The sequence below is a fragment of the Variovorax sp. 10N412 genome, assembly GCF_056394985.1.
In genome coordinates this window covers 50,496-74,729 of record NZ_JBFTIO010000019.1, presented here as the reverse complement: position 1 = coordinate 74,729, position 24,234 = coordinate 50,496, and the positions used below count along the sequence as shown (strand labels likewise).

Annotated in this window: 19 protein-coding genes and 1 tRNA gene; 5 read left to right on the top strand and 15 right to left on the bottom strand. The window is 68.1% G+C overall.

Annotated elements, in window-relative coordinates; all coding sequences use genetic code 11:
* Positions 1-81: 81 nt before the first annotated feature.
* Together AC1DJH_RS28870 and AC1DJH_RS28865 are read left to right on the top strand one after the other, a co-directional pair.
* The gene (locus AC1DJH_RS28870; protein ID WP_478188033.1) at positions 82-441 is read left to right on the top strand and encodes a hypothetical protein; all 360 of its coding nucleotides are present in this window, start codon (positions 82-84) and stop codon (positions 439-441) included.
* 105 nt (positions 442-546) lie between these two features.
* The gene (locus AC1DJH_RS28865) at positions 547-876 is read left to right on the top strand and encodes a hypothetical protein (RefSeq protein ID WP_478188032.1); all 330 of its coding nucleotides are present in this window, start codon (positions 547-549) and stop codon (positions 874-876) included.
* Between the two features lie 422 nt (positions 877-1,298).
* Here the strand turns inward: AC1DJH_RS28865 and mnmH are convergent, their stop codons facing one another.
* The 5 genes from mnmH to AC1DJH_RS28840 are packed head-to-tail and all read right to left on the bottom strand — an operon-like array spanning position 1,299 to position 5,689.
* Positions 1,299-2,348: a tRNA 2-selenouridine(34) synthase MnmH gene (gene mnmH / locus AC1DJH_RS28860; RefSeq protein WP_478188031.1), complete on the bottom strand. Its 1,050-nt coding sequence runs from the start codon at positions 2,346-2,348 to the stop codon at positions 1,299-1,301.
* Between the two features lie 24 nt (positions 2,349-2,372).
* Positions 2,373-3,188 (bottom strand): phosphonate ABC transporter, permease protein PhnE, encoded by an 816-nt coding sequence (phnE, locus tag AC1DJH_RS28855; RefSeq protein ID WP_478188030.1) that lies wholly within the window; start codon positions 3,186-3,188, stop codon positions 2,373-2,375.
* The gene (locus AC1DJH_RS28850; protein WP_478188029.1) at positions 3,185-4,012 is read right to left on the bottom strand and encodes a PhnE/PtxC family ABC transporter permease; all 828 of its coding nucleotides are present in this window, start codon (positions 4,010-4,012) and stop codon (positions 3,185-3,187) included. The genes phnE and AC1DJH_RS28850 overlap by 4 nt, the downstream gene beginning before the upstream one ends.
* A complete protein-coding gene (locus tag AC1DJH_RS28845; protein WP_478188028.1) occupies positions 4,009-4,824 on the bottom strand; it encodes a phosphonate ABC transporter ATP-binding protein in 816 nt (271 codons plus the stop codon). Before AC1DJH_RS28845 ends, AC1DJH_RS28850 begins: the two co-directional genes overlap by 4 nt.
* Before the next feature lie 10 nt (positions 4,825-4,834).
* On the bottom strand, positions 4,835-5,689 hold the full coding sequence (locus AC1DJH_RS28840) for a putative selenate ABC transporter substrate-binding protein (protein WP_478188027.1): 855 nt from the start codon (positions 5,687-5,689) through the stop codon (positions 4,835-4,837).
* Between the two features lie 134 nt (positions 5,690-5,823).
* Between AC1DJH_RS28840 and selD the strand changes: the two genes are divergently transcribed.
* The gene (selD, locus tag AC1DJH_RS28835; RefSeq protein ID WP_472121367.1) at positions 5,824-6,876 is read left to right on the top strand and encodes a selenide, water dikinase SelD; all 1,053 of its coding nucleotides are present in this window, start codon (positions 5,824-5,826) and stop codon (positions 6,874-6,876) included.
* Positions 6,877-7,017: 141 nt separating this feature from the next.
* On the opposite strand, the gene AC1DJH_RS28830 is transcribed toward selD, so the two are convergent.
* The 8 genes from AC1DJH_RS28830 to AC1DJH_RS28795 all read right to left on the bottom strand — a co-directional run bounded on the left by AC1DJH_RS28830 (position 7,018) and on the right by AC1DJH_RS28795 (position 17,056).
* Positions 7,018-7,110: transfer RNA gene (locus AC1DJH_RS28830), tRNA-Sec, on the bottom strand.
* Positions 7,111-7,121: 11 nt separating this feature from the next.
* Positions 7,122-9,029: a selenocysteine-specific translation elongation factor gene (gene selB, locus AC1DJH_RS28825; protein WP_478188026.1), complete on the bottom strand. Its 1,908-nt coding sequence runs from the start codon at positions 9,027-9,029 to the stop codon at positions 7,122-7,124.
* A gap of 142 nt (positions 9,030-9,171) precedes the next feature.
* Complete coding sequence (gene selA / locus AC1DJH_RS28820; RefSeq protein ID WP_478188025.1) at positions 9,172-10,620, bottom strand: L-seryl-tRNA(Sec) selenium transferase; 1,449 nt, start codon at positions 10,618-10,620, stop codon at positions 9,172-9,174.
* Positions 10,620-11,636: a formate dehydrogenase accessory protein FdhE gene (fdhE, locus tag AC1DJH_RS28815; protein WP_478188024.1), complete on the bottom strand. Its 1,017-nt coding sequence runs from the start codon at positions 11,634-11,636 to the stop codon at positions 10,620-10,622. Before fdhE ends, selA begins: the two co-directional genes overlap by 1 nt.
* A 162-nt stretch (positions 11,637-11,798) precedes the next feature.
* Positions 11,799-12,422, bottom strand: a complete 624-nt coding sequence (locus AC1DJH_RS28810; protein ID WP_478188023.1) for a formate dehydrogenase subunit gamma — start codon at positions 12,420-12,422, stop codon at positions 11,799-11,801.
* A gap of 10 nt (positions 12,423-12,432) precedes the next feature.
* Positions 12,433-13,410 (bottom strand): formate dehydrogenase subunit beta, encoded by a 978-nt coding sequence (gene fdxH / locus AC1DJH_RS28805; RefSeq protein WP_478188022.1) that lies wholly within the window; start codon positions 13,408-13,410, stop codon positions 12,433-12,435.
* A gap of 177 nt (positions 13,411-13,587) precedes the next feature.
* On the bottom strand, positions 13,588-16,665 hold the full coding sequence (gene fdnG, locus AC1DJH_RS28800) for a formate dehydrogenase-N subunit alpha (RefSeq protein WP_478188021.1): 3,078 nt from the start codon (positions 16,663-16,665) through the stop codon (positions 13,588-13,590).
* Positions 16,666-16,750: 85 nt separating this feature from the next.
* Complete coding sequence (locus AC1DJH_RS28795; protein WP_478188020.1) at positions 16,751-17,056, bottom strand: hypothetical protein; 306 nt, start codon at positions 17,054-17,056, stop codon at positions 16,751-16,753.
* A gap of 210 nt (positions 17,057-17,266) precedes the next feature.
* Here AC1DJH_RS28795 and AC1DJH_RS28790 point away from each other — a divergent pair, with 210 nt between their 5' ends.
* Together AC1DJH_RS28790 and AC1DJH_RS28785 are read left to right on the top strand one after the other, a co-directional pair.
* Positions 17,267-19,783 (top strand): ABC transporter permease, encoded by a 2,517-nt coding sequence (locus AC1DJH_RS28790; RefSeq protein ID WP_478188019.1) that lies wholly within the window; start codon positions 17,267-17,269, stop codon positions 19,781-19,783.
* Positions 19,784-19,898: 115 nt separating this feature from the next.
* The gene (locus AC1DJH_RS28785) at positions 19,899-21,377 is read left to right on the top strand and encodes an ATP-dependent nuclease (RefSeq protein ID WP_478188018.1); all 1,479 of its coding nucleotides are present in this window, start codon (positions 19,899-19,901) and stop codon (positions 21,375-21,377) included.
* A 24-nt stretch (positions 21,378-21,401) separates the two neighbouring features.
* Here AC1DJH_RS28785 and AC1DJH_RS28780 read toward each other — a convergent pair whose 3' ends face one another.
* Positions 21,402-22,739 carry a methyl-accepting chemotaxis protein gene (locus AC1DJH_RS28780; RefSeq protein ID WP_478188017.1) on the bottom strand — a complete coding sequence of 446 codons (1,338 nt, stop codon included), beginning with the start codon at positions 22,737-22,739 and terminating at the stop codon, positions 21,402-21,404.
* A 102-nt stretch (positions 22,740-22,841) separates the two neighbouring features.
* Positions 22,842-24,206, bottom strand: a complete 1,365-nt coding sequence (locus AC1DJH_RS28775) for an HD-GYP domain-containing protein (RefSeq protein ID WP_478188016.1) — start codon at positions 24,204-24,206, stop codon at positions 22,842-22,844.
* Positions 24,207-24,234: the final 28 nt, after the last annotated feature.

The window sequence follows — 24,234 nt, the reverse complement described above, 5'->3', positions numbered from 1 at the left end:
CCTTCACCGAGAGCCTGTTCACCATGCGCCGCCTTTGAGAGATTTGGGATTGTTTTTACAAGATGATTGAATGGAGGTTGAATGAATAGCTTGATAGTCTTGAACTGGGATGCTTCTGAGCAAGAAATCAGTGAAAGTGCGATTAGATTAAAATACCCTCGGCCCGATTTTCGAGTGACCACGAAATTTTATAAAAGTGGTGAGGTAAGGCATCCCGCAATAGCTCGCGAAGGATTGCTTTTTGTATTTCGAGGAAAATGTCGATGCAGTTTTGGTGAGAATTTAGAGTGCTCTATTACTCTTGAGGACGGACAATATGTAAGTTTTCCAGCCGGAGACTACACGGTGGAACCGCTAGAGAGAAGGGATGCCTCTATTGCGCTTGTTTGGGATGTACAAGAAATATTGGGAGGAGTCCCGGCTGGAGAATTTGAATCTTGACGGCGACTTTGGTTGCGCGCTGCATTCGATATAGTTGACATCAAAGTCCACGGAGACCAATAAGGCATCGCATGAGTAACATGGAAATTAAAAATTGGGGAGATTATGGCAAACCAATCCCTGAGAAATCGATCAGGGAAAATTTCCCTCAGCCTGAATATAGGGTTGCCCCAAGACTATATCGAGCTAACAAAGTTCTTATTCCTGGCACTGCTCGTGCTGGATTGTTTTTTGTTCTGGATGGAAAATGCAAATGCAGCTTCGGGGGGTGATGATGGAATCTCCATTATTCTTGAGGCTGGTCAATACATAAATTTTCCGGAAGGAACTTATCAGATAGAGTCTTTGGAAAATCAAGATGCCAAGATTGCATTTGTCTGGAATATCGAAAATTATGCAAGTAGATTTTTACAAATCACTTGGGTAATATTTTAAGAATATATCTCCTTCGCCGAGACTATTGGTGCCGGTAGCCACTCAGCGCAGAATGACTGCGTCGAAAAACGCTTTGTTGATTGCCGCCGAAATTGGCCCGGCTAACGCAGTAATCTCGGTTTAAGACTGACCCACGTAAAGCTGTACCCTGCTCATTTTTTTTGAAGCAGGGGTCTGAGCAGCCCTATTGAGCGCACGAGCCTGGCCTGAGCTGAGCAGCTGCGGAACCTTCAAGCAGTGATCGTTGAAATCGCTTTGTGCAGGCAGTCGTCAGGTTGAGTTTCTGATTTTCTGGCTAACGGCGCGACGCGTTGGGCGACCATTCAAACCATGCGACGTGGCGGCCGGAGAAGCGCGCTGCACCAGCGATTGAAAGCGACATACAAAAACTGCAGCTATCTCGGCAGCAGCAAGTCAGCAGATCAAGCCATCCCGAGCACCGCATCCGCCACTGCCTCGATCCCCTGATCCGACAGATCGGTTGCCGCCACGCTGCGTCGCCGGTCCCACGCCTTGAAGTGCAGCTCCTGCGACTTCTCGTAATGCGGGTCGTAATGCAACGCCATCAGCTCCGCGAACAGATGCGGCAAGTCTGCTTCGTGCGCCCATTGCTGCCAGCGCGCCACCGTTTCCTTGCCCTGCAGCTCCTTCAGCACCCCGAGCTTGTCGGCCAGCGCGCCGCGGTCGTCGCCCAGGTAGGCGTAGTCGCGCAGCAGGTAGGCCAGGCGCGCCTCTGGCGTTGCGGCCACCTCGATGCACGACGCCGCGCGCATTCGCGCCACCAGCGACAACGGCAGCGACACCCTGCCGATGCGAATGCTCTCGCCTTCCACATACAGCGGGCGCGAGAGATCGAGGGTTTCGAGCACCGCCGCAATGCGCGTCTCGAAGTGCTTCTGCGAGGGCTGCGCCACGCCCGGCAGCGCGCCCAGCAATGAACCCTTGTGGTTCGCGAAATCTTCCAGGTCGAGCACCTGCGCGCCGCGCGCGGCCAGCGCATGCAGCACGCGGGTCTTGGCGCTGCCGGTGGCGCCGCAGATCACGCGCAGGTCGAGCTGCGGGGTCAGCGTATCGATCTGCGTGATCACGTGGCGGCGAAAGCTCTTGTAGCCGCCCGCGAGCTGCTGCGCGTCCCAGCCCACGAGGCGCAGCCACGTCACCATCGAGCCGCTGCGCATGCCGCCGCGCCAGCAGTAGACCAGCGGCTTCCAGTTCTCGGGCCGGTCGGCCAGGGTGTCGCGCAGATGCCGTGCGATGTTGGCCGCCACCATGGCGCCGCCGATGCGCCGTGCCTCGAAGGCGCCGGTCTGCACGTAGATGGTGCCGACGATGCGGCGCTCGTCGTCGTCGAGCACGGGGCAGTTGATGGCGCCGGGAATGTGGTCGAGCGCGAACTCGGCCGGCGAGCGGGCGTCGATCAGCGTGTCGAAGGCGTGGCGGTCGGGCACGCGCACGGGCTGGCGATGACTCATGGGAGGAACCTCATGCCGCGATTGTCAGGCGTACGCCGGGCCTAGGCCCTTTCGCAAGCGAGCGCTCGCCAAGTCCACGAAGGTGACCAGCACGAACATCGCGATCAGCACCGTCATCGCCTGCTGCTGCTGGAAGATCGACAGGTGGAAGTACAGCAGCTGGCCCAGCCCGCCGCCGCCCACGAAGCCCAGCACGGCGGCCATGCGGATGTTCATTTCCCAGCGGTAGAGCGTGTAGGCCACCCACTGCGGCAGCACGATGGGCAGGCTGGCGTAGCTGAAGGCCGCGACCGGGCCGGCGCCCGAGAGCGTCAGCGCATGCTCGGGCTCGCGCGGGGCGTTCTCCAGCGCTTCGGCGAACAGGCGGCCCAGCACCCCGGTGGTGTGCAGCGACAAGGCCAGCGCGCCGGCAAAGGGGCCGATGCCCGCGGCCAGCACCATCAGCGCGGCCCACACGAGCTCGGGCACGCTGCGCAGAAAGTTGAGGACAAAGCGCGCGCCATGGCGCAGCACACCGCCCGCGCGGCCCGACGCCGGCAGCGCGAGCAGCGCGCCCGCAACAGCCGCCAGCACGGTGCCCAGGGCCGACACCGCGAGCGTCTGCAACGCGCCGTTGCCAACCTTGGCGAGGAAGTCCAGCGACACATCGGGCGGGAAGAACTCCGCGATGAACTTGCCCATGAGGCGCAGCGACTCCGAGGAGCCCAGCGCGCGGTAGTCGATGCCCAGGTAGACAAAGCTCGCCACCACCGCCACGCCGATCAGCAGCAGCGCGATGCGGCAGCGCCAGCAGGGCGGCGGGGGAGGGGGCAGAACGGGAAGAGGGGACAACGTGGTCATGCGAGCAGCCTCCGCAAGGCAGTGCTCAGCAGGTCGGCCAGCAGCACCAGCGCCAGGAACACCAGCAGGATGCTGCTCGCCTCGCCGCCGTTGAGCATCTTCATCGACTGGTCCATCAGCTGGCCCAGCCCGCCCGCGCCCACGAAGCCCATCACGACCGAAGCGCGCACCGCGCATTCCCAGCGGTACACGGTGTAGGAGGCCAGTTCCTGCGCGGTGTTCGGCAGCAGGCCGTAGCACAGGGCCGAGAACCGGCCGCTGCCGCCTTCGAGCAGGGCGCGCGCGGGCCGGGTGTCGGTCGATTCGAGGATCTCCGCGTACACCTTGCCCAGCATGCCGCCGTAGGTGATGGCCAGCGCCAGCACGCCCGACGCCGGCCCGAGCCCGAGCGCGCGCACGAACAGCAGCGCCCACACGATCTCCGGAATGGCGCGCAGCACCATCAGCAGCCAGCGCGCGGCCTGCCTCACCACGCCGGCCTGCACCCGGCCGGGGCCCGGGCCGATGCGCGAGATCGACAGCGCGCGCGTGGTCACGAAGCCCAGCGGCGCGCCGATCAGCAGCGCCAGCGCGGTGCCGGCCGTGGCCATGGCCAGCGTCTCGAGCGTGGCCTTGAAAAGCAGCGCAAGAAAGTCGGGCGAGCCGTCGGGCGGAAAGAAGCCCGCGAGAAAGCCGCCGATCACCGCGAGGTTGCCGCCTTCGAACAGCGCCCAGGGCTTGAATTCGGACAGCGCCAGCATGGGCCATGCGATGACGAGCGCGGCGAGCCACGCGGCCAGGCGGCGCGATGCGTGCGGATCGCGATGGGCGATGGCCGTGCTCACGGGCAGTCGGGCCGCTGGAAGGCCGCTTCCGCCGTTGCGCCCGGCGGCAGGGGCCGTTGCGTCGCGATACCGCCTTCGCTCGCATAGAGCGCATCGAGCATCGCCGGCGTGACCTGCGCGGCGGGCAGGTCGAACATCACCTGCCCGTTGCGCATGCCGACGATGCGCGGAAACCAGCGCAGCGCCAGGTCCACCGCATGCAGCGAGGCCACGAGCGTGGCGCCGGTGCTGTCGCTCTGCGCAACCAGTTGGCCGATGGCGGCGTCGGCCAGCGTGGGGTCGAGCGCCGACACGGGCTCGTCGGCCAGCAGCAAGGCGGGGCGCTGGTACAGCGCGCGTGCAATGCCCACGCGCTGCAGCTGCCCGCCCGAGAGGCGGTCGCAGCGGTCGAACAGGCGGTCTTCCATCGACAGGCGTGAGAGTGCCTCGTGCGCGCCGGCGATGTCGGAGGGGTAGAACAGCGAGCCCAGCGCGCGCAGCGTCGACCATTCGCCGAGCCGCCCCGCGAGCACCGCCGTGACCACGCGCAGGCGCGGCGCGATCGGCGGCGACTGGTGCACGGTGCCGATGCGCGCGCGCAGCTTCTTCAGTGCGGCGGCCGGCAGTTGCCAGGGGCTTGCGTCCAGTGCCCGCACTTCGCCTTCGGTGGGCCGCAGCGCGGCGCCCAGCACGCGCAGCAGCGTGGTCTTGCCGGCACCCGAGGGGCCGATGACGGCGATGCGTTCGCCGTCGCGCGCGGCGAGCGTGACGCCGGCCAGGGCGCGGTGGGCGTTGGGGTGGACGACGCCCACGCCTTCCAGCGAAAAACTCATCCGCGCAGGCTCACTTGATCAAGCCCGCCGACTTCCCCGCCGTCTCGATCCCGTCATAGTTCGACGACTTGGTCGGAATGAACTTGCTCGCGCGTTGCAGCGCCATGATGTCCTTGTGCGCCGGGTTGGCCGGGTCGAGCTTCAGGAAGGCATCGGTCAGCTTCTTCTGCAGCACCGGGTCCATGCCCGGGCGCACCGTCCAGTTGTAGTCGTAGTAGGTCGGCGTGGTCGCCAGCACGCGCACCTTGGCGGCGTTCGGGTTCTTGGCTTCCACCAGCTTGTCCCACACCGACGCATTGAGCACGCCGGCTTCCGCACGCGATGCGGCCACGAAAGCCACCGTGGCGTCGTGCGCGCCCGAGAACGCGACCGTCTTGAAGTCCTTCTCGGGGTTGATGCCCGCCTGCAGCAGAAAGTAGCGCGGCATCAGGCTGCCCGAGGTGGAAGAAGGCGCACCGAAGGCGAAGGTCTTGCCCTTCAGGTCGGCCAGCGTCTTGGCGGGGCTGTCGATGGGCACGATGAACTTGCTGGTGAACACCTCGTCTTCCGCGCGCTGCACGATTGGCACCGCGCCGCCGTTGGTGCGGATGCGCGCCTGCACGAAGGTGAAGCCGCCCAGCCAGGCCAGGTCGATCTTGTTGGTCGCCAGGCCCTCGACCACGGCGGCGTAGTCGGTCACGGGCGTGAACTGCACGTCCATGCCGGTTTCCTTCTTGAGGTAGTCGCCCAGCGGCGTGAACTTGCGCTGCAGTTCGGTGGGCGCCTCGTCGGGAATGGCCGAGACGCGCAGCACGCCCTGGGCGAGCGCGCCGAAGCTGGCGAGGGAAACAGTGAGCGCAAGTGCCAGTCGGGAGAGATTGTTCATGAGGTGGCCTGTGGTGGTTGTGAAAAAGGGGTGTATTCGGGCGAAGGGGCGCAGCAGGGGCGGGGCTTCGATAATCGCGGCTTGTCTCATTCGACCGAAGCGCTGCCATGACCGATGCCGCCACCCCCAGACCCATGAATCCGCTGGCACCGCTGCGGCTCACCAGCTTCTCGCACGGTGGCGGCTGCGGCTGCAAGATCGCACCCGGTGTGCTGTCGCAGATTCTGAAGAACCATGCCGGGGGAATGATCCCGCCCGAGCTCATGGTGGGCATCGAGACCGCCGACGACGCGGCAGTCTACAGGCTCAACGACCAGCAGGCGCTGATCGCCACCACCGACTTCTTCATGCCCATCGTGGACGATCCCTACGAGTTCGGCCGCATCGCCGCGACCAACGCCATCAGCGACGTCTACGCGATGGGCGGCCGGCCGATCATGGCGCTGGCGCTGGTGGCCATGCCGATCAACCAGTTGCCGGTGGAAGTGATCGCCGAGATCGTGCGCGGCGGGCAGGACGTGTGCCGCGCGGCGGGCATTCCCATTGCCGGCGGCCACACCATCGATTCGGTCGAGCCGATCTATGGCCTGGTCGCCATGGGGCTGGTGCACCCGGACCGCGTGCGGCGCAATGCCGATGCAAGAGCCGGCGACGTGCTGGTGCTGGGCAAGCCGCTGGGCGTGGGCGTGCTGTCGGCCGCGCTCAAGAAGGAGCAGTTGCCCGAGGCCGGCTATCGCCAGCTGATCGACAACACGACCAAGCTCAACACGCCGGGCATCGCGCTGTCGGCGCTCGACGGCGTGCATGCGCTGACCGATGTGACGGGCTTTGGGCTGGCCGGACACGCGCTCGAGCTGGCGCGGGGGGCAAAGCTCACTGCGGTGGTCGAGTGGTCGAAGGTGCCGTTGCTCGACAACGTGGCGGCGATGGCGGCCGAGGGTTTCGTCACCGGTGCATCGGGTCGCAACTGGACCGGGTATGGGGCCGATGTGGAACTGGCTGCCGGCCTGCCGGCCACCGCGCAGGATTTGCTGAGCGATCCGCAGACCTCGGGCGGCCTGCTCGTGAGCTGTGCGCCTGAAGCGGTGGATGGCGTGTTGAAGATCTTCCGTGACGAAGGGTTCGCGCAGGCTGCGGTGATCGGGCTTGTAGAGGCCGGTGAGCCCTCGCTGCGCGTGGTGCCGTAGCTCCCCGCATTTCTCCCTCCCCCTCTGGGGGAGGGCAGGGGTAGGGGCAAGCGGCGGTCGATGAAGCACTGCGCAAAAACCAGCGCCGCTTGCCCCCATCCCAGCCTTCCCCCAGCGGGGGAAGGAGCAAGACAGAAGCGGCGGAAGGGGGAAGGAGTCGAACCTTCCCGGCGACGACTGGCGCCACCCACTGGGTTTGAAGCCCAGCCGCCCCACCAGGGACGATCCCCTCCCATGGACGCAGCTCATGGCTGCGCCCCGAACAACGAGGTATCGGGCCGCAGCAGGTGCGTGTCTTTCACGCGCCGCGTATAGCCCACACGGTCAAAGAATTCCAGCAGCTGGATCGCGCGCTTGCGACCCAGCCCCGTCGCATCGCGAAAGCTCGCCGCCTGCAAGCCCTCTGGCCCTTCGAGGCAATCGCGCGCCATGGCCGCCAGCCGCTCGACGGTCGCCAGCGGATAGTACAAGTCCTTCACCACCTGGAAGGCCTCGCCGCGGCGCGCGAGGCTCGCGAGCGTCTGCCGCACCATCGGCTCGCTTGCCGCGCAGTCCTTCGCCAGGTCGCGCACCCACGGTGGATCGAAGCCACCGTCCGCCAGCCTGGGCAACAGCTTCTGCGCGAGCTTCTGTTCGGCCTCGTTCAGGCGTGCCGCATGGTCCGGCAGGTGCAGCCAGGTGCCGCTGCGCACCAGCGCGCCGCGTGCCAGCAGCGCGTCGATCGCATGGCGCCACAGCGCATCGTCGGTGCGCGGCGCGGCCAGGCGCTTGAGGCGGCGCGCATCGGGGCCGACCTCGTCGGGCGCGCCCTGGTGAAAGTCGGCGAGCCGGTTGACGATCTGCGCTTCGAGCGCGTCCAGGTGCGCGCGCGCGATGGCCGTGCGGTCGATGCGCACCGCGTCGCCGGGCCACGGCAGCGCCGCTTCGCTGGCCAGCGACAGTGCGCGCGCCAGCCGCTCGGCATCGACGCCCAGCGGCGCGTTGTGCAGCAGCGCGGCCACACGCGCGGCGCGCGCGTCGACGGCCCATGCCGCCAGCGTGCGCAGCCGCTCGGGCGTGCGCCGGTAGCGCACGGGCGCGAAGGGGTCGAGCACGCGCACGCCGGCCACGGTGCGGGTGGCCGAGGCATCGCGCAGCACGCCGCGGTCGCCGTGCCAGGCGCCCACCTCTTCGCGCAGGACCAGTTGGGCCAGCGCGGTTTCGCCCGGTGCGATCGCATCGCGGTCGAGCAAGGCCACCGAGGCCATCACATCGCTCGCACCCATGTGCGCATGCACCGTCGCGCCCGAGCGCAGGGGCTTGGCTTCGTCCGGCCAGAGCGTGAGCAGCACGTCGATGCGCGCCGTCGCGAGTGCAATGGCCGGGGTGCAGACCCAGTCGCCGCGGTGCACTTCGTCCTTCGTCACGCCGGCCAGTGCGAGCGCGCAGCGTTGCCCCGCGTGCGCCGAGTCGGCCTGCTTGTTCTGGGCGTGAATGCCGCGCACCCGCACCGTGCGCTCGCCGGGCGCCACGCGCAGCTCGTCGCCGATGCGCACCGTGCCACTGAAGACGGTGCCGGTGACGACCGTGCCCACACCCGCCAGCGTGAAGGCACGGTCCACCGCAAGGCGGAACGCGAGGTCGTCTTCGCGCGCGTGCGCTTCGCGTGCGACATCGAGCAGCCGCGTGCGCAATGCGTCGATGCCTTCCCCCGTGGTGGCGGACACCGCAAGCACCGGCGCGTTGGAAAGCGCCGTGGGCGCGAGCAAGGCATCGATTTCCGCACGCACCTCGTCGAGCCTTGCGTCGCGCACCGCTTCGTCGACGCGGTCGATCTTGGTGAGTGCGACGGTCGCCTCCCGCACACCCAGCAGCGCGACCACCGCCAGATGCTCGCGCGTCTGCGGCATCACGCCGTCGTCGGCCGCCACCACCAGCAGCGCATGGTCGATGCCGGTGGCGCCGGCCAGCATGGTGTGCAGCAGCCGCTCGTGGCCCGGCACGTCGACGAAGCCGAGCGACACGCCGTCGGGCGCGTGCAGGTAGGCGTAGCCCAGCTCGATGGAGATGCCGCGGCGCTTTTCCTCGGGCAGCCGGTCGGTGTCGACCCCGGTGAGCGCGCGCACCAGCGTGGTCTTGCCGTGGTCGATGTGGCCTGCGGTGCCGATGATCATGACCGGGGGTCTTGCTCCTTCCCCCTTTGGGGGAAGGTCGGGATGGGGGCATGCCCTCGATCAGGCGCGGCCCTTCTTCGAAGGCCGTCGTGCCCCCACCCCGGCCCTTCCCCAGAGGGAGAGGGAGGAATGCGGGGCGATGTCACGAGAGCTGCTCCTTCAGCAAAGGCAACTGCGCGACGAATGGTGCGCTGTCTTCCAGGCAGCGCAGGTCGAGCAGCAGGCGGTCTTGCGCGATGCGGCCGATCACCGGCAGCGGCAGGCTGCGCAGCTCGGTCGCCAGCGCGTCGAGCGCCGTGCCCAGGCCCTTCTTCGACGTGCCGGCCGGTGCGAGCGCCAGCCCCGCCGAAGGCAGGCGCTCGACGGGCAACGAGCCGGAGCCGATCTGCCCGAGCAGCGGCACCACCGCGACGGTGAAGCGCGGAGATACGGCGGCCTGCACGGCAGGAAGAAGCGCCTCGGCCATCTCGCGGATCGCCTCGGCCGGGCGCGCCAGCAGGCGCAGCGTGGGCAGGTCCTGCGCGAGCCGCTCGGGCCGCAGGTACAGCGCCAGCGTGGCTTCCAGCGCGGCCAGCGGCAGCTTGCTCATGCGCAGCGCGCGCTTCATCGGGAACTTGCGGATGCGGCCCACGGCCTCCTTGCTGCCGACGATGAGGCCGGCCTGCGGGCCGCCCAGCAGCTTGTCGCCCGAGAAGGTGACCACGTCGCAGCCGGCGGCCAGCATCTCCTGCGGCAGCGGCTCGCGCGGCAGGCCGTAGTGCGCCAGGTCGACCAGCGAGCCGCCGCCCAGGTCGGTGGCCAGCGGCACGCCGCGCGCGTGCGCGATGCCCGCGAGCGTGGCCTCGTCGACCGCGGCCGTGAAGCCCTGCACCGCGTAGTTGCTGGTGTGCACCTTCATCACCAGCGCGGTGTGTTCGTTGATGGCGCGCTCGTAGTCCTGCGGGTGCGTGCGGTTGGTGGTGCCGACCTCGACCATGCGGGCACCGGCGCTGGCCATCACGTCGGGCATGCGGAAGGCGCCGCCGATCTCGACCAGTTCGCCGCGCGAGACGATCACCTCGCGCTCGCGAGCGAGCGCCGCGATGGTCAGCAGCACGGCGGCCGCGTTGTTGTTGACCACCGTCGCGGCTTCGGCGCCGGTGATGGTGCACAGCAGCTCTTCGACCAGCGAATCGCGGTCGCCGCGGCTGCCGGTGGCCAGGTCGTACTCGAGGTTGTTGGGCGAGGTCATCACCGCGAGCAGCCGCTGCAGCGCCGTATCGGCCAGCAGCGCGCGTCCGAGGTTGGTGTGGATCACGGTGCCCGTCAGGTTGAGCACGGCGCGCATGCGCGGTGCGAGGCGGGAGCGCACACGCGCTGCCAGCGCCGCGCCAAGGGCCTGCTGATGCACGTCGGACGCCGGCAGTGTTCCGGCAACGGCTTGCGCACGGAGCCCTTCCAGCAATGCGCGCGCTTCCTTCACCACCAGTGTGCGGCCGTGCTCGGTGAGCAAGGCGCCCGGCACTTCGAGGCGCAGCAGTTGATCGACAGAAGGCAGATCCTGGGGCCTTGCCGTCGAGCCGTGGACCACGGACTCTTTCGGCGCCGCCATCAGCCGCCTCCGCCGTCGTCTGCGATCTCGGGGTCGCCGAACAGCAGCATCAGGTTGTGGCCGCTGCGTTGATGCCCGGCTTCGGAGACAAGCAGGTCGAGCGTGACGCTGGCCAGGTCGTCGGCGACGGGTTCGACCTCGGGATCTTTCCCCATCGCGATCTGCTTGAGGTAGTGGCCGCAGCTGTCGCAGCACTCAGCCTTCACCGCGCCTTCGCGCGCGCCGGTGGCCGGCAGTTCCACGCCGGACTGCGGCGAGAGCGATTCGAAGTGGATGCCCTTGGTGCTTTCGCAGTGCGCGCACTTGATGCGCACGTAGTGCCACTCGGTGCTGCACAGCGAGCAGTGCAGGTAGCGAAAGCCCGCTTCGTCCGCGCCGATGCGCGTGACGCTCACGGTGGGGGCGCTGCCGCAGCAGGGGCATTCGGTGCCGGGGTCGCTGCGGCCAAAGATGTTCTCGCCGTCGCGTTCGGCCACCTGCAACACCAGCTGCGCCCAGTAGGCCTGCAGCCCGGCGGCGATCAACGGGGCCGCGGCCAGGTCGAGCCCGAACATGATGCGGCGCGAAAGAAGGTCGGCCTGCTGGTCGAGCCATGCGTCGTCGGCGGCCACCACGCGGTCGAGCGTGTCGCGTGCCGCGCCTTCGGGCACGCGAACGCGGAAGAGACCGAGCAGCCCGCGAAGCTCTTGTCGCCACACGGCATCGCGCGTCCAGCCGAACGCGGGCATCGGCGGCTTCAGCACTTGCGCCGCGGCTTCGAGCGCGGTCGATTCGGGCAGCGCAACCTGCGGGTAGTTCTGCAGCACTTGGTGCTGCGCCTGCGCAAGGTCTGCGATGAAGATCAGGTACTCGCGCATCGGATGCGAGGCCGCGAGCTGGCGCAATCGCAATTGCCGGTCGGAGAACACGGCGGCACGCACGGGTAGGCGCAGGAACGGCATCTGCCGCCCGGCCTGCATCGCGATCTGTTCGGGATCGAGAACCCGCGTGGTCCGGATCGGCGGAGGACTGTTCATTGCGCTCACTCTACAGCGATCTGGCGATTTGTCTTGCTCCTTCCCCTCCCGGGGGAAGGCTGGGATGGGGGCAGTGCCCAACGAGCACCCGGGTGGTGTCCAGCCCGTCGTGCCCCCACCCCAGCCCTCCCCCGGGAGGGGAGGAGGAAATGCGGGGAGGCGCTATTCACCGCGCGTCATCTTTCGATGCCACAGCGGGTGGTTCAGCTTCGCCCAACCCTCGGTGACGGTACCGCGCGTCATGGCGCGCAGCGTGCCCTTGACCCAGATCGCGGCGTAGATGTGCGTGATGACCGAAAGAATGAGCACCACCGCCGACACCGAATGCACCACCACCGCGATGCGCCGCAGCAGGATGGGGAAGAACCCGACGAACCACGGGCTCCAGAACATGAAGCCGGTCACGAACAGCAGCAAGAGGCTCACGCCGAAGGCCCAGAACACCAGCTTCTGACCGGCGTTGTACTTGCCCACGGGAGGCATGCCCGACTTGTCGCCCTTGAGCATCTTGGGCGCGTTCTTGATCCACTCGCGGTCGCCACGGTCGAGCACGTTCTCGCGCCACATCGTGAAGAACAGGAACACGAAGCCCAGCACCATCAGCACGCCCATGAAAGGATGCAGGATGCGCGTCCACGGCCCGCCGCCGAACAGCGTGCTCAGGAAGAACAGGGCCGGGTGGAAGAAGGCCAGGCCCGAGAGCGCGGCCGCGAAGAACATGATCGCGACGAACCAGTGGTTCATGCGCGTGGCATCGCGGTAGCGGCGAAGGTAGTAGCGGGTCATCGCGTTCTCCTCATGCACGGGGTGTGTCGTGGGGACGCTCGGCGGTTGCCGTCGACGAGGCCGGGGGCGCCTCGATCACCACGACGTCGTCGTGCCTGCCGTCGAGGCCGGCGTCCGGATGCTCTTCCTTCGGCTCGATCGGCCCGGTCTTCATGTAGTGGAAGAAGCTTCCCACCACCGCACCGATCATCGCGACCATCGCCAGCGGCTTGGCCACGCCCTTCCACAGCGACACCAGCGGGCTGATGTGCGGGTCTTTGGGCAGGCCGGCGTACAGGCCAGGGCGGTCGGCATGCTGCAGCACGTACATGACGTGCGTGCCGCCCACGCCGGCCGGGTCGTAGACGCCGGCGTTGGCGAAGCCCCGGTCCTTCAGGTCGACGATGCGTTCCGAGGCGTACTCGTGCATGTCTTCCTTGGTGCCGAAGTGCAGCGCGCCCGTGGGGCAGGCCTTGACGCAGGCCGGCTCCAGGCCCACGCCCACGCGGTCGGAGCACAGCGAGCACTTGTAGGCCTTGTTGTCGGCCTTGCTGATGCGCGGCACGTCGAAGGGGCAGCCGGTGACGCAGTTGCCGCAGCCCACGCAGTGCTCGCTGATGAAGTCGACGATGCCGTTGCTGTACTTGACGATGGCGCCCGGCGCGGGGCAAGACTTCAGGCAGCCAGGGTCGTCGCAGTGCATGCAGCCGTCCTTGCGGATCAGCCATTCGAGCTTGCCGGCTTCGGGCTCCACTTCGGAGAACTTCATCACCGTCCACGAGGCCGGCGTGAGGTCGACCGGGTTGTCGTAGGTGCCGTGATTGGTGCCGACCTCGTCGCGCAGGTCGTTCCACTGCATGCACGCCACCTGGCAGGCCTTGCAGCCGATGCAGGTCGACACGTCGATGAGCTTGGCCACCTGCTGCACCTGCGGCCGGTGGCGGATGTCGGGCGAGGGCGTGGTGGTGGCCGAGCGGGCGGCGATGTCGAGGGTCTGGAGGGAGGACATCAGCGGCTCCGGGTTTTGGTCTTGCCCCTTCCCCCTTTAGGGGAAGGCTGGGATGGGGGCAGGCCTTCGGTGAGGCGCCGCGTGGTCGTGGAGGCCGTCGTGCCCCCACCCCGGCCCTCCCCCAACGGGGGAGGGAGAAAGACCAAGGCATCGAGTGTGTCGAGAAGCTGCTTCATCTCACGCCTTCTCGATGTTCACAGTGAACGACTTGTACTCCGGCGTCTGCGTGTTCGCGTCCCCCACGAAGGGCGTGAGCGTGTTCACCAGGTACCCCGGCTTCGCGATGCCCACGAAGCCCCAGTGGTTCGGCAGCCCCACGGTGTGCACCGTGCGCCCGTCCACCTGCAGCCCGACGATGCGCTTGGTCACCACCGCCACCGCCTTGATGTGGCCGCGCTTGCTCCACACCTTGACCATGTCGCCGTGCGCGATGCCCTTGTCCTTCGCCAGCTCCTCGCCGATCTCCACGAACTGCTGCGGCTGGATGATGGCCGAGGTGCGCACGTTCTTGGTCCAGTAGTGGAAGTGCTCGGTCAGCCGGTAGCTGGTCGCCACGTACGGAAAATCAGCCGGCACGCCCAGCCGCTCGAGGTCGCCCTTGAAGATGCGTGCCGCCGGGTTGGCGCGCGCCACCGCGTTGTTCGGGTGCATCAGGTTGTTGACCAGCGGCGACTCGAAGGGCTCGTAGTGCTCCGGCAGCGGCCCTTCGGCCATGCCCGTGGGCGCGAAGAGCCGCGCCACGCCCTCGGCCGTCATGATGAAGGGGCGCACCGCGTCGGCTTCCATCGGGTTGGCGTCGGGCCGGATGTCGGGAATGTCGGAGCCTGCCCACTTGGTGCCGTCCCAGGCGATGAGGCCGCGCCTGGCGATCCACGGCTTGCCGGTGGTGGGATCGGTCGAGGCGGCGTTGTACAGGATGCGCCGGTTCGCCGGCCAGGCCCACGACCAGTTCAGCGCCTGTCCGATGCCGTACGGGTCGGCGTTGTCGCGCCGCGCCATCTGGTTGCCGGCCTGCGTCCATGCGCCGCTGTAGATCCAGCATCCGCTGGCCGTGCTGCCGTCGTCGCGCAGCAGGCCGAAGCCCGAGAGCTGCTCGCCGGCCTTGGCCGTGGGCGGCTTGCTCGGGTCTTTGGGGTCGAGCAGGTCGGTGAGCGCGCGGCCGTTGTATTCCATCGCCAGCTCCTGTGCGGAGGGCGAATGCGGAATCTTGTACGGCCAGGTCAGCTTGACGATGGGGTCGGGGAAGGCGCCGCCGTCCTTGATGTACGCCGCGCGAATGCGGTTGAAGAGGCTCGCCACGATCTCGATGTCGCCCTTGGCCTCGCCCGGCGGCTCCGCGCCCTTGTAGTGCCATTGCAGCCAGCGGCTGGAGTTGGTGAGCGAGCCGTCTTCTTCCGCGAAGCAGGTGGAGGGCAGGCGGAACACCGTGGTCTGGATGTCCGCGGTCTTCACGTCGTTGAACTCGCCGAAGTTGCGCCAGAACTCGCTGGTCTCGGTGACCAGCGGGTCGATGGTGACCAGGAACTTGAGCTTCGAGAGGCCGTCGACGATCTTCTTCTTGTCGGGGAACGAGCCCACCGGGTTGAAGCCCTGGCAGATGTAGCCGTTGAGCTTGCCCAGGTTCATGAGCTCGAAGGCCTGCAGAATGTCGTAGAGCTTGTCGATCTTGGGCAGGTAGTGAAAGCCCCACTCGTTCTGCGCGGTGGCCGCGTCGCCCCACCACGACTTCTGCATGCTGACGAAGAACTTCGGGTAGTTCTGCCAGTAGCTCATCTGGTTGGGGCGCAGCGGCTTCAGCGCGCGGGTCTTGTAGTAGTCCTCCAGCGTCTGCTCGCTGTCACGCGCCAGCGACATGTAGCCCGGCAGCGAGTTCGACAGCAGCCCCAGGTCCGTCAGGCCCTGGATGTTGCTGTGCCCGCGCAGCGCGTTCATGCCGCCGCCCGCCACGCCGATGTTGCCCAGCAGCAGCTGCACGATGGCCGCCGTGCGGATCATCTGCGAGCCCTGGCTGTGCTGCGTCCACCCGAGCGCATACAGGATGGTCATGGTGCGCGTGGACGTGCTGGTGCTCGCGATGTACTCGCACACCTTCAGGAACTTGTCCTGCGGAGTGCCCGTGATGCGGCTCACCAGCTCGGGCGTGTAGCGCGCATAGTGCCGCTTCATGACCTGCAGCACGCACTGCGGGTCCTGCATGGTCATGTCGACCCTGGCCATGCCGGCCTCGTCGAGCGCGTAGTTCCACGACTTGGGGTCGTAGTTGCGCTTCTCGGCGTCGTAGCCGCTGAAGATGCCGTCCTCGAACTTGTAGTCAGGCCCGACGATGAACGGCGCGTTGGTGTAGTTGCGCACGTACTCGGTCTGGATCTTCTCGTTGCCCAGCAGATAGTTGATGACCCCGGCCAGGAACGCGATGTCCGAGCCCGCGCGCACCGGGGCGTAGTAGTCGGCCATGGCGGCCGAGCGCGTGAAGCGCGGGTCGACCACGACCAGGCGTGCCTTGTTCTGCTTCTTGGCCTCGATCACCCACTTGAAGCCGCACGGATGCGCCTCCGCCGCGTTGCCGCCCATGATCAGCACGACATCCGCGTTCTGGATGTCCTGCCAGTGGTTGGTCATTGCGCCTCTGCCGAACGTCGGGGCCAGACTGGCCACCGTGGGTCCGTGTCAAACGCGTGCCTGGTTGTCGAAGACCAGCATTCCGGTCGAGCGGAATGCCTTGTGGGTGATGTAGCCGGTTTCGTTGGACGAGGCCGAGGCGCACAGCATGCCGGAGCTGGTCCAGCGGTTCACCGTCTTGCCGTCGGCGTTGGTGGTCTGGAAGTTGGCGTCGCGGTCGGCCTTGAGCAGCTTGGCGATGCGGTCGAGCGCCTCGTCCCAGCCGATGCGCTTCCACTCGGTGGCGCCTGCCTCGCGCACCTCGGGGTACTTCAGGCGGTTGGGGCTGTGCACGAAGTCGAGCAGGCCCGCGCCCTTGGGGCACAGCGTGCCGCGGTTCACGGGGTGGTCGGCATCGCCCTCGATGTGCAGGATGTCGGACACCACGTTCTTCGCCTTGTCGCCCAGGCTGTACATGATGATCCCGCAGCCCACCGAGCAGTAGGGGCAGGTGTTGCGCGTCTCGGTGGTGCGCGCGAGCTTGAAGTTGCGGGCCTCGGCCAGCGCGGCGGTCGGCGAGAAGCCGAGCGCCACGATGCTGGAACCGACCAGCCCCGCGCTGCTCACGCGGAAGAATTGCCGGCGGTTCATGTCCATGACGTGACCTCCTGCAGCGGTGAAGTGGGGTGTTTCATCGGGAGCTTCTTCTTTGCGTGGGGAAAGCTGGAGGCGGCGAACCGCGCTACTTGGGCGCGGTGCCGTCGCCGCCGCTCGGGGAGGGCGCCGCGCCGCCGGAGGAGCCGCCGCCGTTCGGGCCGCTCATGCCACCGACGGCTGCGCCGCCTTCGGAGGGGCCCTTGTGCGAGGCGGAAGCGTCGACCTTGTCGCCGGAGTCGGCGGGTTTGATGCCGGCCGGGCTGGCGCCCGAAGGCGCGGTGGCAGGCGCACTCGCGGCCATGCCGGTCGTGGGCTTCGGGTCGCAGGCACTCAGGATCAAGCACGCGGCCAGGCAAAGGCCGACGGCTGGCAGGCGCTGGGAACGAGGCATCGACACTCCTTCGTGGGAAAGGCGATCGGACCGCGGATTGTTGGTGTGTCCCCGCGGCCACCCATTGAATGTTCGGTGTTCCGGGGCGGGGATGTTTTTTTGCATCATGCGACAGCGCCTTGATGCGATCAAGTAGGCCAAGGCCGGCAATCACCCCGCAATAACCCTTGAATGCCGCCGTGTGGGGGCCTCTGGGCTATCGTCGCGGCCATGAATGCCTCCCTCCGCCTGGGTTGGCGCACGCTCTGGCGCGACCTGCGCGCCGGCGAGTTGCGCCTGTTGATCGTCGCCGTGCTGCTGGCCGTGGCCGCGCTGACGGCCGTCGGCTTTTTTGCCGACCGCCTGCAGGGCGGACTGAAGCGCGATGCGCGCCAGCTGCTGGGCGGCGACGCGGTGGTGGTCAGCGACAACCCCACGCCCGAGGCCTTCATGGCGCAGGCGAAGTCGCTGGGCCTGGAAGGCACCGGCACCTACGGCTTTCCGACCATGGCGCGGGCCGAGGACGCGCAGGGCGGCGCCAGCAAGCTGGTGGCATTGAAGGCCGTCGCGCCGGGCTACCCGCTGCGCGGCAGCCTGCAGACCTCGACCACGCTCGACGGCGCCGGCGCGGTCACGCGCGACATTCCGTCGGCCGGCGAGGTGTGGGTCGATGCCTCGCTGCTCGACTCGCTCGGCCTGAAGGTCGGCGACACGCTGCTGCTGGGCGACGCCGGCCTGCGCGTGGGCCGCGTCATCACGCTGGAGCCGGACCGCGGCGCCGGCTTCATGAGCTTCTCGCCGCGCGTGATGCTCAACCAGGCCGACGTGGCGCGCACCGCGCTCGTGCAGCCGGCCAGCCGCGTGGGCTACCGCTATGCGGTGGCCGGCAACGACGTGGCGGTGAAGCGCTTCACCGACTGGGCCGACGCCTCCATCAAGAAGGGCGAGCTGCGCGGCGTGCGGCTCGATTCCTTCGAGAGCGGCCGCCCCGAGATGCGCCAGACGCTGGACCGCGCCGAGAAATTCCTCAGCTTGGTGGCGCTGCTGGCGGCGCTGCTGTCGGCCGTGGCCGTGGCGCTGGCCGCGCGCGGCTTCGCGGCCAGCCACCTGGACGACTGCGCCATGCTGCGCGTGCTGGGCCAGAGCCAGCGCACCATCGCCATGGCCTATGCCTTCGAATTCGCGGTGATCGGCCTGGTGGCCAGCGCGCTGGGCGTGGCCATCGGCTTCGCGGTGCACTACGTGTTCGTGCTGCTGCTGGCCGGCCTGGTCGAGACCGCGCTGCCGGCCGCCACGCTGTGGCCCGTGGCCTTCGGCCTGGGCATGGGCCTCACGCTGCTGTTCGCCTTCGGCCTGCCGCCGGTGCTGCAGCTGGCCAAGGTGCCGCCGCTGCGCGTGATCCGGCGCGACGTGGGCGGGCTCAAGCCGGCGTCGCTGGCCGTGCTGGGCGTGGGCGTGGCAGGCTTCGCGGCCTTGCTGATGGCGGCCAGCAGCGACCTCAAGCTGGGGCTGATCGCGGTCGGCGGTTTCGCGGCCGCGGTGGCCGTGTTCGCGTTGCTGAGCTGGCTGGCGGTGAAGGTGCTGCGCCGCAGCGTGAACGAAACCACCGCGCCGCGCTGGCTGGTGCTGGCCACGCGGCAGATCTCCGCGCGGCCGGCCTATGCGGTGGTGCAGGTCAGCGCGCTGTCCGTCGGGCTGCTGGCGCTGGTGCTGCTGGTGCTGCTGCGCACCGACCTGGTGGCCAGCTGGCGCAAGGCCACGCCGCCCGACGCGCCGAACCGCTTCGTCATCAACGTCATGCCCGACCAGAGCGACGCCTTCCAGAAGTCGCTGCGCGACGCGGGCGTGGCCAAGTTCGACTGGTACCCGATGATCCGCGGCCGCCTGGTCGCCATCAACGACAAGTCCGTGACGCCCGACGACTACGCCGAAGACCGTGCCAAGCGCCTGGTGGACCGCGAGTTCAACCTGAGCAACGCCACGCAGGCACCCGCGCACAACGGCATCACCGCCGGCAAGTGGACGCCCGGCGCGGCCGGCGAGGTGAGCGTGGAAGAGGGCCTGGCCGAGACGCTGGGCCTGAAGCTGGGCGACAGCCTGCGCTTCGACATCGGCGGCATGCAGAACGACGCGCGCGTCACCTCGCTGCGCAAGGTCGACTGGGGCTCGCTGCACGCCAACTTCTTCGTGATGTACACCGTGGCCTCGCTGGCCGACGTGCCGGTGACCTACATGGGCGCCTTCCGCGCGCCCGAGACCAGGGGCTTCGACAACGCCCTGGTGCGCAGCTACCCCAACGTGACCAACGTGGACATGAGCGCGACCATCAACCAGGTGCAGCGCGTGCTCGACCAGGTGATCCGCGCGGTCGAGTTCCTGTTCGGCTTCACGCTGGCGGCGGGCCTGGTGGTGCTGTTCGCGGCGGTGACGGCCACGCGCGAAGAGCGCGCACGCGAGTTCGCCGTGATGCGCGCGGTGGGCGCGCGCGCCAGCCTGCTGCGGCAGGTGCAGCGCGCCGAGCTGGTGGGGGTCGGGCTGCTCGCGGGCTTTCTTGCCAGCATCGTGGCTTCGGTGATCGGCTGGGCGCTGGCGCGCTACGTGTTCGAGTTCACCTGGACCGCGTCGCCGCTGGTGCCCGTTGCCGGCGCGCTGGCCGGCGCGGTGCTGGCGCTGGGCGCGGGCTGGTGGGGCCTGCGCGACGTGCTGCGCCGGCCCGTGGTCGACACGCTGCGGCGCGCGTCCGAGTAGCAACGCTCAGCGCGGGACAGCGCCGCGCAGTTTTTTTCTTCTGGGGTCGAGGCTGCGGGGTCGGGGATGCAATACATTCCCCGACCCCGTATTCAATTCAGAAGAGAACCCCTGCATGCGCTTGGCGTCATTCCAGATCACCAACTTTCGCTCGATCCACGACAGCGGCCTCATCGATTCCTCGCAGATCACGGCGATCCTCGGTCGAAATGACAGCGGCAAGTCGAACCTGCTGCGCGCACTGCACAGCCTGAACCCGGCCGAGGGCTTGGCCGAGCTGAGCCCCATCAAGGACTTTCCGCGCCACCGGCGCCTGGACGAGTGCACCGGCGACACGCCGGTCGTCTTCACGCGCTGGGCGCTGGACGACAGCGAGCAGGCCGCGCTGGCCGACATGCTTCCGCGCGCGGCCGGTGTGCGCCACGTCACCGCGAGCCGTGGCTACGGCGCGGCGCGCTCGGCCGGGCTCGAAGGGCTCGCGGCGCTGTCGCTCGACGTGAGCGACATCAAGGGCAAGGTGCGCAAGATCGTGCCGGCCGTGAAGGCCGCCGCCGAGAAGGTCGCGGAAGAGGCGAAGGCCGCGCTGGAGCAGGCGGCCGACACCTTCGACGCCGTGATGATCATGAGCCCCGACTACATCCGGTGGTCCGCCGGTGCGGTCGCGGCGGTGCAGGCATTGCGCCGTGCGCTGGCCGCGGCGGGCGCCGAGCTCAGCGACAAGCAGGACCAGATGCTGGCCGAGCTGGAAGACATGGCCCTGGCCATCGCCAACGACGCACCGGCGCTGGCCAGGGCGCAGGCCTGGGTGCTGGAGAAGCTGCCGCGCTTCGTCTACGTCGACGAGTACCCGGCGCTGCCCGGGCGCCAGAACATCGCCGAGTACCTGGGGCGCCAGGGCTGGGGCCAGCGCACGCCCGCGCAACGCAGCTTCGGCCAGCTGTGCAAGGTGGCGGGGCTGGATCCGCAACGGCTGCAGGATCTGCTCGAGAAGAACGACCTGGCCACCCGCAACCAGCTGGCCAACCGCGCCGGCGCGGTGGTCACGGCAGAGATCCGCCGGCTGTGGAAGGACCGGGCGTTGAAGGTGCGCTTCAACCTCGACGGGCAGCACCTGGACACGCTGGTGTCCGACCCGGGCGACGCCTACGAGGTGGAGGTGAACCTCGACGAGCGCAGCCGCGGCTTCCAGTGGTTCTTCTCGTTCTACGTCGCGTTCTTCGCCGACACCCAGGGCGGCCGGGCGCAGGACGCCGTGCTGCTGCTGGACGAGCCCGGGCTGCACCTGCACGCCCACTCTCAGGCCGACCTGCTGGCGCACTTCGAGAAAGACTTCGGCAGCCAGATTCTCTACACCACGCACTCGCCGTTCATGGTGCCCGTGCACCGGCCCGACGCGGTGCGCACGGCCAGCAGGAGCGAGCGCGCCGGCACCACGGTGAGCAATACGGCCGAGGGCGATGCGCGCACGCGGTTTGCGCTGACGGCCGCTCTGGCGCTGAGCCGGATGGCGGCCGAGCCTGCGCCGGTGGCCGTGCCCAGCCCGGCTGCGGCGGCGCCTGCATCCGCCCCGGCGGCGGTCGCAGAGCCGGCCTGATCCGCCGCGGCAGGGCTCAGGCGGTCAGGCCCGGCTGTCCGCCGCTTCCAGCCGCGCCATCGCCTGGTTCACCGCGCCCAGGCGCACGTCCTGGGTGCGCGAGGCCTCGACGATGGCTTCCATGATCTTCGAGGCCTGCTGCGCCGAGTGCTGAATTTCCTGCATCACGCGGCCCGACTCCTGCACCTTTGCATTGCCGGTCTGCACGCGGGCCGCCGAAGCGGAGATCAGCCCGCTGATCTCGCGCGCGGCCGCCGCGCTGCGGTGGGCCAGGCTGCGCACCTCGCCGGCGACCACGGCAAAGCCGCGGCCCTCTTCGCCCGCGCGGGCGGCTTCCACGGCCGCGTTGAGCGCCAGCATGTTGGTCTGGAAGGCAATGCCGTCGATCAGCCCCACGATGTCGGAGATGCGCCGGGAGTCGGCCTGGATCTGCTGCATCGTCGTCATGGCGTCGGCCGAGGCGCTGGCGCCGTCGAGCGCAACCGTGGCAACCTGGCGGGTGTGGCTGTGCGCGTCGTCCGCCTGCGTGGCGCTCTGCTTGACCAGGTGCTGCAGTTCCTCGAACGCGCCCTGCACCATGCGCGTGGCTTCGAACCGTGCCGTGATGTCGGTGGCGTACTTGACCACCTTGAACGGCTGGCCCGACTGGTCCAGCACGGGGTTGTAGTTGGCCTCGATCCACACCGTGTTGCCTTCGCGGCCCACGCGCGCGAACTGGCCCTGGTGGAACTGCCCGCGCCCGAGGTGCTCCCAGAACGCGCGGTACGCGGCGCCCTGGCGCTCCTCGGCGCTCACGAACATGCTGTGGTGCTTGCCGACGATCTCGTGTTCGTGGCGGTAGCCCAGTGCGTCCAGAAAGTTGCGGTTGGCGCGCAGGATGCGGCCTTGCAGGTCGAATTCGATCACGGCCTGCGCCCGGCCGACCGCAGCCAGTTGGCTTTGCGTCTCGGCGTCGCGCAGCACCTGCTGCGAAATGTCCATGGCGTACTTGACGACCCGCACCACCTTGCCCGAGCCGTCGAGCACGGGGCTGTAGTTGGCTTGCAGCCACACCTCGCGGCCGTTGCCGGTGATGCGCCGGCAGCGCCCCACAAAGGCCTCGCCGCGCTGCAGCCGGCTCCAGAACTGCAGATAGTTCGGCGAACCCTGCTCGGTCGCGTCGACGAAGGTGCGGTGGTGCCGGCCCTTGAGTTCCCTCAGCGAATAGCCCATGAGCGCCAGGAACGGCTCGTTGGCATAGACCACGGTGCCGTCAGGCTCGAACTCGATGACCGCCTGGTTGCGGTAGAGCGACTGGAGCTGGCGGCGCGCGGAAACACGCGGACCCGACACAAGGGAGACCAGGGATGCGAAGAGGTTCATGACTCGAATCTGAGAACGATGGCATTACTCTACGCAGGCAAAGTCTGTCCGGATGTAAGAAATGTGCGCAATTTAATTGCGTAGCAGCCTATCTTTCAGAGGTCATCCGACCACCCGCTTCAGCGCCTCGAAGCAGGCCGGGTCGATGGCGGTGCCGACGCTCGCGGCCATCAGCGTGAGCGCTCCGGCGAGCGGAACCGCAGCGCGGTAGGGGCGCGTGGCGCAGAGCGCATCGAAGATGTCCGCGGTCGTGATGATGCGTGTCTCCAGCGGGATCTGTTCCGCCTTCAGCCCGCGCGGATAGCCCGTGCCGTCGAGCCGCTCGTGGTGGGCCGCCGCGATGCGTCCCAGGTCGCCGAAAGCGCCGATGCGCGACAGGATCGTTTCGGTGTGCTGCGCATGCCGCCGCACGGCGTCCCATTCGGCGCGGTCCAGCTTGCCGGGCTTGTCGAGCACCGCGTTGCTCACACCCAGCTTGCCGACGTCGTGCAGCAGTGCGCCGCGGCGCAGCCAGCGGCGGCGCGCGGGCGCCAGGCCGAACTCAAGGGCGATGTTGTCCACGCTGGCGGCCACGCGCGCGCTGTGGCCGGCCATGAACGGGCTCTTGCCGTCCACCACCTCGCCGAAGGCTTCGGCGATGTCATCGAGATAGCCGTCGTCCAGCGCGACCCGGCCCCTGGCCGGTTCCATCGCGAACACGCGGGCCTCCAAAGCCGGCGAAGCCAGGCGGTGCCAGAACAGCGGGTCGAGTGCGACATGGTCGAACGCCGCCACCAGCGACGGGTCGAACCAGGTGCCCGAGCGGCGGCGTACTTCATGAATGGCCAGGGGGGCGTGCCCCGCGCCATGGAGCACCTCCACCGCCTGCGACAGCAACGCGATGCGCGCATGCAGCGCAATGGCGTCGCCCTTGAGTTGTTGCGGCCGTCCGCTGCCGTCCCAATGTTCGTCCAGGCTTGCGATGCCTTGCGCCACCGGCTCGCCGAAGCGCAACCGCCGGGCGATGCCCGCGCCGCGCGTGCAGCGGGTGCGAATGAGCTCGTCCGCAATCAGCGGGCCGTTGCGCAGCACGTGCAGCAGCCCGCGCAGCCGGGCCGGCAGGCCGGCCTTCGAGCCGGTGTGCCTGAACACGAAGCGCAGCATGCGCGGCCAGCTGTCGCCGACCTCCTTGAACTCGCGCTTGAAGCGCAGGTCGTCGGTCATGTACAGCTCGGAAATGCGCGCGGCGTTGCTGCTGCAGCCCAGGTCCTTGAGAAGCACGGTGTAGTACAGGTCGCGCAACGACGCCTCGTCCAGGCCGATCTGCCGCCCGATGTTCATGCCGATCCAGCAGGCGCGCACGCAATGCCCCCTCGGCTGGCCCGAGGTGAGGTCCAGCGCGTGGCTCAGGGGCCCGATGAGTTCTGACAGCGCGAGGCCGCCGGCCGTGAACGCCTGCGAGTCCGGGAAGGCGTGGGAGGAAGGCATCTCCGTGTTATCGGCACGGCCGCCGGAA